The 8,667-nt window shown below is 72.5% G+C and carries 6 protein-coding genes; 3 read left to right on the top strand and 3 right to left on the bottom strand.

Annotated elements, in window-relative coordinates; translation table 11 throughout:
* The first annotated feature begins 312 nt into the window (after positions 1–312).
* Both ABZ493_RS13430 and ABZ493_RS13425 read left to right on the top strand, forming a co-directional pair.
* Positions 313–1,113 carry a DUF4097 family beta strand repeat-containing protein gene (locus ABZ493_RS13430; protein ID WP_430582643.1) on the top strand — a complete coding sequence of 267 codons (801 nt, stop codon included), beginning with the start codon at positions 313–315 and terminating at the stop codon, positions 1,111–1,113.
* 61 nt (positions 1,114–1,174) lie between these two features.
* A complete protein-coding gene (locus tag ABZ493_RS13425) occupies positions 1,175–1,702 on the top strand; it encodes a DUF664 domain-containing protein (RefSeq protein ID WP_430582642.1) in 528 nt (175 codons plus the stop codon).
* Between the two features lie 7 nt (positions 1,703–1,709).
* On the opposite strand, the gene ABZ493_RS13420 is transcribed toward ABZ493_RS13425, so the two are convergent.
* Positions 1,710–2,312 (bottom strand): GDSL-type esterase/lipase family protein, encoded by a 603-nt coding sequence (locus ABZ493_RS13420; protein WP_429735060.1) that lies wholly within the window; start codon positions 2,310–2,312, stop codon positions 1,710–1,712.
* Positions 2,313–2,519: 207 nt separating this feature from the next.
* Positions 2,520–3,446 carry an aldose 1-epimerase family protein gene (locus ABZ493_RS13415; protein WP_430582641.1) on the bottom strand — a complete coding sequence of 309 codons (927 nt, stop codon included), beginning with the start codon at positions 3,444–3,446 and terminating at the stop codon, positions 2,520–2,522.
* 142 nt (positions 3,447–3,588) lie between these two features.
* On the opposite strand from ABZ493_RS13415, the gene ABZ493_RS13410 reads away from it, so the two are divergent.
* Positions 3,589–4,584, top strand: coding sequence for an aldo/keto reductase (locus ABZ493_RS13410; protein WP_430582640.1), 996 nt, complete (start codon positions 3,589–3,591; stop codon positions 4,582–4,584).
* Positions 4,585–4,693: 109 nt separating this feature from the next.
* Here ABZ493_RS13410 and ABZ493_RS13405 read toward each other — a convergent pair whose 3' ends face one another.
* Positions 4,694–8,497 (bottom strand): multifunctional oxoglutarate decarboxylase/oxoglutarate dehydrogenase thiamine pyrophosphate-binding subunit/dihydrolipoyllysine-residue succinyltransferase subunit, encoded by a 3,804-nt coding sequence (locus tag ABZ493_RS13405; protein ID WP_430582639.1) that lies wholly within the window; start codon positions 8,495–8,497, stop codon positions 4,694–4,696.
* Positions 8,498–8,667: the final 170 nt, after the last annotated feature.

Genomic DNA, 8,667 nt, shown 5'->3' with positions numbered 1-8,667 from the left:
CCGAGGTAGTTCCGGTGGAGTTGTGGCCACGGGCCACACCACCGGAACTACCTCGGCGCTTTTCGTACTACCTCGGCGCGTCAGGCGTTGGGACGCTTGCCGTGGTTGGCGGCGTTGCCCTTGCGGCTACGGCGCTTGCGACCGCGCTTGCTCATGGTGGTCTCCTCACGAAGGATGGACGAGGGGTCGGGTCCCATGGTCCCACACCCGAGGCCCGGGGTCGGAATCCGGGGCATCCCCGATCCGCACGTCCCCGGGCTCTGCCAGGGTGGTACCCGTCCCCAGCACAGCCCGAGCATCACAGGGAGCCTCATGAGCACGGAGTCGTGGGCGGTCGCCGCCCCGCAGACCATCGACGTCGAGCAGGCCACGGGGGTGACGCTCCGCCTCCAGGACGGGCGCGCTGACGTCGTCGCCGACCCGGCCGCGACGGGCGTGCGGGTCGAGCTGCTCGAGGTGGGCGCCAAGCCCGTGCAGGTCGTGCGCGACGGCGACCGGTTGCGCGTGGGCTACGAGAGCTCCGTGCTCGACTCCGTGATGGCGAAGCTGCGCAACCCGCGCCAGAGCGAGCACGCCGTCGTGCGCGTCGTCGTCCCCGCCGACGGGGCGGTCGACGTCGGCACGCTGGGCGCGGACGTCGAGGTCGCCGGCGGCCGCAGGGTCGCGGTGAAGACCGTGACCGGCGCCGTGCGCACGACCGGGACGACCGGTCCGATGTCGCTCAAGACCGTCTCGGGCGCGCTGTCGGCCGAGGGGCACACCGGGGACGTGGCGGCGAACAGCGCGGCCGGGTCGATCGCCCTGGCGGGCGCGCTCGCGCGCGTCTCCCTGAACACCGTGTCGGGGGCCGCGACGGTCACCGCCACCCAGGCGAGCCCGCTGATCACGGCCAAGACCGTCTCCGGCGCGATCGACCTGCGCCTCCCGGCCGGCACGCCCGTGAACCTCAAGGTGCGCGGCGCGTCCGGCCAGGTCGTGCTCGACGGCTCGGTGCTGCCCAGCGCGGGCGCGACCCTCGTCGTCGACCACGGCGAGCAGCCCGTCGACGGCCGCAGCGCCGCCTACCTGTCCGCGACGGTGACGTCCGCGCACGTCACCGTCGACCGTCGCTGAGTTCCGGGGCCGCGCTCGCCGAAGGTCTCGGCGGGCACGACCGCCGGGGAGGAGGAGCACGATGACGGAAGCGACCGCACCCCACGTCGCCCTGCTGACCGACGCCTTCGGGCGGATCGCCGAGACGGCGCACCGCGTGCTCCGCGGGGCCACGGACGAGCGGCTGACGTACCGCCCCGACCCCGAGGCCAACACCGTCGCGTGGCTCGTCTGGCACCTGGCGCGGGTGCAGGACGAACACGTCGCCGACGTGGCGGGCGCCGAGCAGCGGTGGACGGCGGGCGGCTGGGCCGAGAGGTTCGGCCTGCCGTTCGACGTCGCGGACACCGGCTACGGGCACACGCCGGAGCAGGTCGCGGACGTCCGCGTCGACGCGGCGCTGCTGCAGGGCTACCTCGACGACGTGCACGCCGCGACGACCGCCTACCTGGGGACGGTGACCGCCGCCGACCTGGAGCGCGTGGTGGACACCCACTGGGACCCGCCCGTCACGCTCGGGGTTCGGCTCGTCAGCGTCGTCGGCGACGACCTGCAGCACGTCGGCCAGGCCGCGTACGTGCGCGGCCTGGCCGAACGGGCGGGCGTCTGAGCGGTCGTCACTCGTCGGCGGGCAGCCCCAGCCACGCGTGCCAGCCGGTGTGCAGCACGAGCCACGCCATGAGGCCGTAGCCGGCCTGCCCCGGGTAGGTCGAACCGTTGGTCGCGAGGTCGGCCAGCCACTGCTCGTGCTGCGCCAGCGGCGTGTACGTGTCGACGTACGGCACGCGGCGGCGGTTCGCGACGTCGGAGAACGCGGCCGAGAGCTCCGCGATGCGGCCGCCGTCCTCGGGACGTCCCGGCGGCGGCCCGACGACGAACGCCGGGATCCGGCTCGTCTCCGCCACGTCGAGGATGTTCGCGAGGTTGAGCCGCGACCGCGCCACCGAGAGCGACGAGTCGACGTCGTGCCGGCCGAGGGCTACGACGAGCCGGTTCTCGCACGTGTCCTCCGGGCCGAAGCGCGACTCCGTCTCCGCCTGCCAGCGGGCGCCGAGCGCCGAGCTGGTCTCCCCGGGCACGGCGAGCGTGAACGCCATCGCCGGCCGCCCGAAGCGGGTCCGGGCCATGACGCGCCCCGTCCACCCCAGGGCGCGGGCGTCCCCGACGCCCACGCTGAGCTCGTCGCCCACGACGCAGATGCGCACCTCGGTCTGGGTCACTGAGCCTTCACCGTCCAAGTCCTGTCTCGCAGTTGCGCGGCCATTGTCGCCGCACGCCCGTCCGCGACGCAGGATCCCACGCCGCACGGCTCCCCGAGTTGTCAGGGCCACAGAGGTGTATACCCCGCCGTGGCCCTGACAGCTCCGGGGCGCCGGGAACTGTCAGGGCCAGAAGGGGGTATACACCGCTGTGGCCCTGACAACTCGTCAGACGAGGGTGGCGCCCCAGCGCACGACGTGCTCGTCACCGGGGGCGAGGCGGACCAGCTGCTCGCCCGTGTTGAAGGCGTCGGCCACGCAGCTCATCGGCTCGGCGGCGAGCCCGAACCGCTCGTAGCCGGTGATGTGGTCGGCCGAGCAGACCTGCCAGCAGTCCATCGAGTCGTCCATCCAGATCGCGGCGGTGCTCCCGTCGGGGCGACCGAGCCGGGCCCACGACAGGCCGGCGTCGTCCCGCGTGGCGCCCGTCCACGCGTCGTCGAGGTCCAGCCCGGCGAGGGAGCGGGTGGCGCGCAGGTCGTACGGGCCGGAGACGGGCTCGGCGCCGGTGGGCAGGAGGCGGTCGTCGACCGTGACGTGCGTCGTGGCGTCGAGGCTGACGGTGCAGTCGTCGAGCGCGGCGCCGCCGGTGGACAGCCACGGGTGGAAGCCGACGCCGTACGGCGCCGTCCCGGTGCCGACGTTGCGTGCGCTGACCATGACCTCCAGGCCGGCGTCGGACACCGCGTACCGGGTGCGGAGCACGAGCTGGAACGGCCAGCCCTTCTGCGCGGGCAGGGCGAGCTCGAGCGTCACCGCGTCGTCGGCCACCTCGACCGGCGTCCACCGGTACCAGCACACGAGGCCGTGCAGGGCCGTCCCGCGGTCGGGCTCGCTCACCGCGACCTGGTGGTGCACGCCGTCGGCGGTGTAGGCGCCGTCGCGCAGGCGGTTCGGCCACGGGGCGAGGACAGCGGCGTTGAAGACGGGGGCCGCCTCGTCCTCGGCGAACGGCACGAACACGTCGCGGCCGGCGACGGTGTACTCGCGCACCATCGCGCCGACCTCGGTGACGGTGGCGGCGTGGTCGCCGGAGGAGATGCGGAACTGCCGGCCCGACGGGGCGGGGACGGCGGGGGAGTCAGCGGTGTTCACGCTCACACCGTAGTCGGCACGCCGGATCGGTGCGGGCGACGTAGCGTAGGGGAGCCAGATATCTGACGAGACGTCCCCTCGCGCGCGAGGGGTCCGCGCCACGGGTCCGGGGGGGCCCGGGGTGCCACCGAACGGGGGAACGATGGAGAAACAGGTGCTCGGCCGCACCGGCCGGCTGGTGTCGGTCGTCGGACTGGGAACCTGGCAGCTGGGGGCGGACTGGGGGACGGTCGACGACGACCAGGCCCGGTCCGTGCTGGATGCCGCGTTCGAGTCCGGCGTGACGTTCTTCGACACCGCGGACGTCTACGGGGACGGCCGCAGCGAGCAGGCCCTGGGAGCGTTCCTGGCCGACCACCGTGACGACGCCATCACCGTGGCCACCAAGATGGGCCGCCGGATGGACCAGGTGCCGGAGAACTACGTCCTGTCGAACTTCCGCGAGTGGACCGACCGGTCGCGCCGGAACCTCGGCGTCGAGACCCTCGACCTCGTGCAGCTGCACTGCCCGCCCACGTCGGTCTACTCCGACGACGAGGTGTACGACGCCCTGGACACGCTCGTGGCCGACGGCGTCACCGCCGCCTACGGCGTCTCCGTGGAGACGGTCGAGGAGGCGCTCACCGCCATCGCGCGCCCCGGCGTCGCGACCGTGCAGATCATCCTCAACGCGTTCCGGCTCAAGCCGCTGGAGAAGGTGCTCCCCGCGGCCTCCGAGGCCGGCGTGGGCATCATCGCGCGGGTGCCGCTCGCCTCCGGGCTCCTGTCGGGCCGGTACACCCACGAGACCACGTTCTCGGAGGACGACCACCGCACGTTCAACCGCGAGGGCAAGGCCTTCGACGTCGGCGAGACGTTCTCCGGCGTGCCGTTCGACGTCGGCGTCGACGCGGCCGCCCGCTTCACGGAGCTCGCCGGCTCGGCCCTGAGCCAGGACCTCACGCCCGCGCAGGCCGCCATCGCCTGGGTGTGGCAGCAGCCGGGCGTCTCCACGGTCATCCCGGGCGCGCGCAGCCCCGAGCAGGCGCGCCTCAACGCCGCCGCCGGCGACACCGGGGTGCTCGGCCCGCTCTTCACGTCCGGCGTGCGCGAGATCTACGACGACGCGATCAAGGAGCACGTGCACGACAGGTGGTGACCACGGTGCCGAGATAGAGAAGACGACTCGGCGAGATAGAGAGGGGCGGACCGCACCAGGTGCGGTCCGCCCCTCTCTATCTCGCCGAGTCGTCTTCTCTATCTCGGCATCACGCGCGGTCGAAGGCCTGGGCGACCAGGACCTCCTGCTGCTCCTTGTGCCGCTTGGCCGTGCCGGCGGCGGTCGACGCGGACGCCGGGCGGGACGAGACGCGCACGCGCGGCAGGTCCTCCGGGAAGGCCAGGTGCAGGAACGACCAGGCGCCCTGGTTCTCCGGCTCGTCCTGGACCCACACGACGTCGGCGTTCGGGTACTGCGCCAGCTGCGCGCGGACCTGCTCCTCCGGGAACGGGTAGAGCTGCTCCAGGCGGACGATGGCGGTCCGGGTGTCCTGGCGCTTGGTGCGCTCGGCGAGCAGGTCGTAGTACAGGCGGCCGGTGCACAGCAGCACGCGGTCGACCTGGGCCGCGTCCACCGTCGTGTCCGGCAGCACCGGCTCGAAGGTGCCCGTGGTGAAGTCCTCCACGCTGGAGGCCGCGGCCTTGAGGCGCAGCAGCTGCTTCGGCGTGAAGACGACCAGGGGGCGGCGCGGGCGGGCGTACGCCTGCTGGCGCAGCAGGTGGAAGTACGAAGCCGGCGTGGACGGCTGCGCCACCGTCATGTTGTTCTCGGCCGCGAGCTGCAGGAAGCGCTCGATGCGGGCGGACGAGTGGTCCGGCCCCTGGCCCTCGTAGCCGTGCGGCAGCAGCATGACCAGCGACGAGTGCTGGCCCCACTTCTGCTCGGCGGACGAGATGAACTCGTCGATGACGGTCTGCGCGCCGTTGACGAAGTCGCCGAACTGCGCCTCCCAGAGCACGAGGGCGTCCGGGCGCTCCACGGAGTAGCCGTACTCGAAGCCGAGGGCGGCGTACTCGCTGAGCGAGGAGTCGTACACCCAGAACTTCGCCTGGTCGCCCGCCAGGTACAGCAGCGGGGTCCACTCGGCGCCGGTGTTGCGGTCGTGCAGCACGGCGTGGCGCTGCACGAAGGTGCCGCGGCGCGAGTCCTGCCCGGCGAGGCGCACCGGGGTGCCCTCCATGAGCAGCGACCCGAAGGCGACGAGCTCGCCGAAGCCCCAGTCGATGCCGCCCTCCTTCGCCATGAGCTGGCGCTTCTCCAGCATCTGGGCGAGCTTGGGGTGCACCGTGAAGCCGTCGGGGGCGGACACCTGGACGGCGCCCACACGCTCGAGCACGCCGTGCGGGACGGCGGTCTGCCAGCCGACCATGTCGCCGGCGCCCTCGCGCTGCGCCTCCGGGCGCTCCAGGCCGGCGATCTCGTCCTCGCCGTCGGGCGCGGGGGCCTTGCCGGCCGACTTGGTCTCCGTGAAGACCCGCTCGAGCTGCGCCTGGTAGTCCTGCAGCGCCTGCTCGGCCTCCTCGACCGTGATGTCGCCGCGCGCCACGAGGTTCTTCGTGTACAGCTTGCGCACCGACTGCTTGGCCTCGATGAGGTTGTACATCAGCGGCTGCGTCATCGACGGGTCGTCGCCCTCGTTGTGGCCGCGGCGGCGGTAGCAGACCATGTCGATGATGACGTCGCGGTCGAACTGCTCGCGGTAGGCGAAGGCCAGCTCGGCCACGCGGACGCAGGCCTCGGGGTCGTCACCGTTCACGTGGAAGACGGGGATCTGGTAGCCCTTGGCGACGTCGGTCGCGTAGGTCGTGGAGCGCGACGACGACGGCCCGGTGGTGAAGCCCACCTGGTTGTTGATGATCACGTGGATCGTGCCGCCGGTGCGGTACCCGCGCAGCTGCGCGAGGTTGAGCACCTCGGGCACCACGCCCTGGCCCGCGAAGGCCGCGTCGCCGTGCAGGAGGATCGGGAGCACGGAGAAGCCGTCGCCGCCCAGGTCGATGCGGTCCTGCTTGGCCCGCACGATGCCCTCGAGCACCGGGTCGACCGCCTCGAGGTGCGACGGGTTCGCCGCCAGGTACACCTTCGTGGTGGCGCCGGACTCGGCCGTGAACACGCCCTCGGTGCCGAGGTGGTACTTCACGTCGCCGGAGCCCTGCACGCTCTTCGGGTCGAGCTGGCCCTCGAACTCCTTGAAGATCTGGCCGTAGCTCTTGCCCGCGATGTTCGCCAGCACGTTGAGGCGGCCGCGGTGCGCCATGCCGATGCCGACCTCGTCGAGCCCGCCCTCGGCGGCGCGCGACAGGATCGCGTCGAGCAGCGGGATGACCGACTCGCCGCCCTCGAGCGAGAACCGCTTCTGACCGACGTACTTGGTCTGCAGGAAGGTCTCGAACGCCTCGGCGGAGTTCAGGCGGCGCAGGATGCGCAGCTGGTCCTCGCGGGGGGTGCGGGCGTAGCCCGACTCGAGCCGCTCCTGGAGCCACTTGCGCTGGGCCGGGTCGGCGATGTGCATGTACTCGACGCCGATGGTGCGGCAGTACGAGTCGCGCAGCAGGCCGAGGATGTCGCGCAGCGTGTCCTTGGTCTTGCCCCCGAAGCCGCCCGTGGGGAACGCGCGGTCCAGGTCCCACAGCGTCATGCCGTGGTTCTGGATGTCCAGGTCGGGGTGCTTGCGCTGGCGGTAGGCGAGCGGGTCGGTCTCCGCCATGAGGTGGCCGCGCGAGCGGTAGGAGTGGATGAGCTCCGCGATGCGGGCCGGCTTCGCGGCCTCGACGTCGGCGTCCACGGTGTTGTCGCGGACCCAGCGCACGGGCTCGTAGGGCACGCGCAGCGCGGCGAACACGCGGTCGTAGAAGCCGTCCAGGCCGAGCAGCTTGCCCGCGAGCACCTTGAGGAACTCGCCGGACTGCGCGCCCTGGATGATGCGGTGGTCGTAGGTCGACGTGATCGTCATGACCTTCGAGATGCCCATGCGGGCGAGCTGCTCCTCGGACGCGCCCGCGAACTCCGCGGGGTAGTCCATGGCGCCGACGCCGATGATCGTGCCCTGGCCGGCCATGAGGCGCGGCACCGAGTGCACGGTGCCGATGCCGCCGGGGTTGGTCAGCGAGATGGTGGTGCCGGCGAAGTCGTCCATGCCGAGCTTGCCGCCGCGGGCCTTGCGCACGAGGTCCTCGTAGGCCGCCCAGAAGCCGGCGAAGTCGAGCTCCTCGGCCTTCTTGACGCTGGGCACCAGCAGCTGGCGCGAGCCGTCCGGCTTGGCGAGGTCGATCGCCAGGCCGAAGCCGACGTGGGCGGGCTGCACGACGTGCGGCTTGCCGTCGATGCTCTCGTAGTGCGCGTTCATCACCGGCATGTCGGACAGCGCCTCGACGAGCGCGAACCCGATGAGGTGCGTGAACGAGATCTTGCCGCCGCGGCCGCGCGCGAGGTGGTTGTTGATGACGATCCGGTTGTCCACCATGAGCTTGGCGGGCACGGCGCGCACCGACGTCGCGGTCGGGACCTCGATCGAGGCCTCCATGTTGGTGACGACGCGCGCGGCGGGGCCGCGCAGCTTCTGCACGTCGTCGGTGGCCTCGTCGTCGGCGGCCTTCGGCGAGGACTTCGCGACCTCGGCGTAGGGCGCGGTCGAGGGCAGTGCCTCGGCCACCGGGCGGACGGCGCTCACCTCGGGGTCGGCCGGGACCGGGGCCGGCTTCGCGGCCTTCCGCTCGGACTTCGCCGACTCGGCGGCAGCGGTGCCCGACCGGGAGCCCGAGGCCGCGGGGGCCTGGGGCTGCGCGGGGGCGGCGGCCGGCTGCGCCGGAGCTGCCGGCTGTGCCGGCGCGGCGGGCTGTGCCTGGGCCGCGGGCTGCGCCGGGGCCGCGTCCGCCGCGGCGCCGTTCTTCTCACCCGGCTCGTAGTCGGCGAAGAAGTCCCACCACGCGGGGTCCACCGCGTTCTTGTCCTTCAGGTACTGCTCGTAGAGCTCGTCGACGAGCCATTCGTTGGCTCCGAACGCGCTCGCCACGCTGATCGACTCTGACCCGTCCTTCGGGGACACCACGCGCGGATCGCCCACTTTCACACAGTTGCAACTCGTTCGACCGGAAATGCGCCCCGGCAGCGCCGGTGCGCAGGTCCAGCCTACGTCCTTCGAGGTGTCCCCCCGGGGAGGCCGAGCGGCGTCAGACGGCCGTT

Origin of the sequence: Isoptericola sp. NPDC019482 (assembly GCF_040632295.1) — a bacterium.
In the GTDB taxonomy this organism is placed as follows: Bacteria; Actinomycetota; Actinomycetes; order Actinomycetales; family Cellulomonadaceae; genus Isoptericola.
The sequence above is the reverse complement of the archived record's forward strand: the minus strand, read 5'-3'. Positions and strand labels throughout refer to the sequence as shown.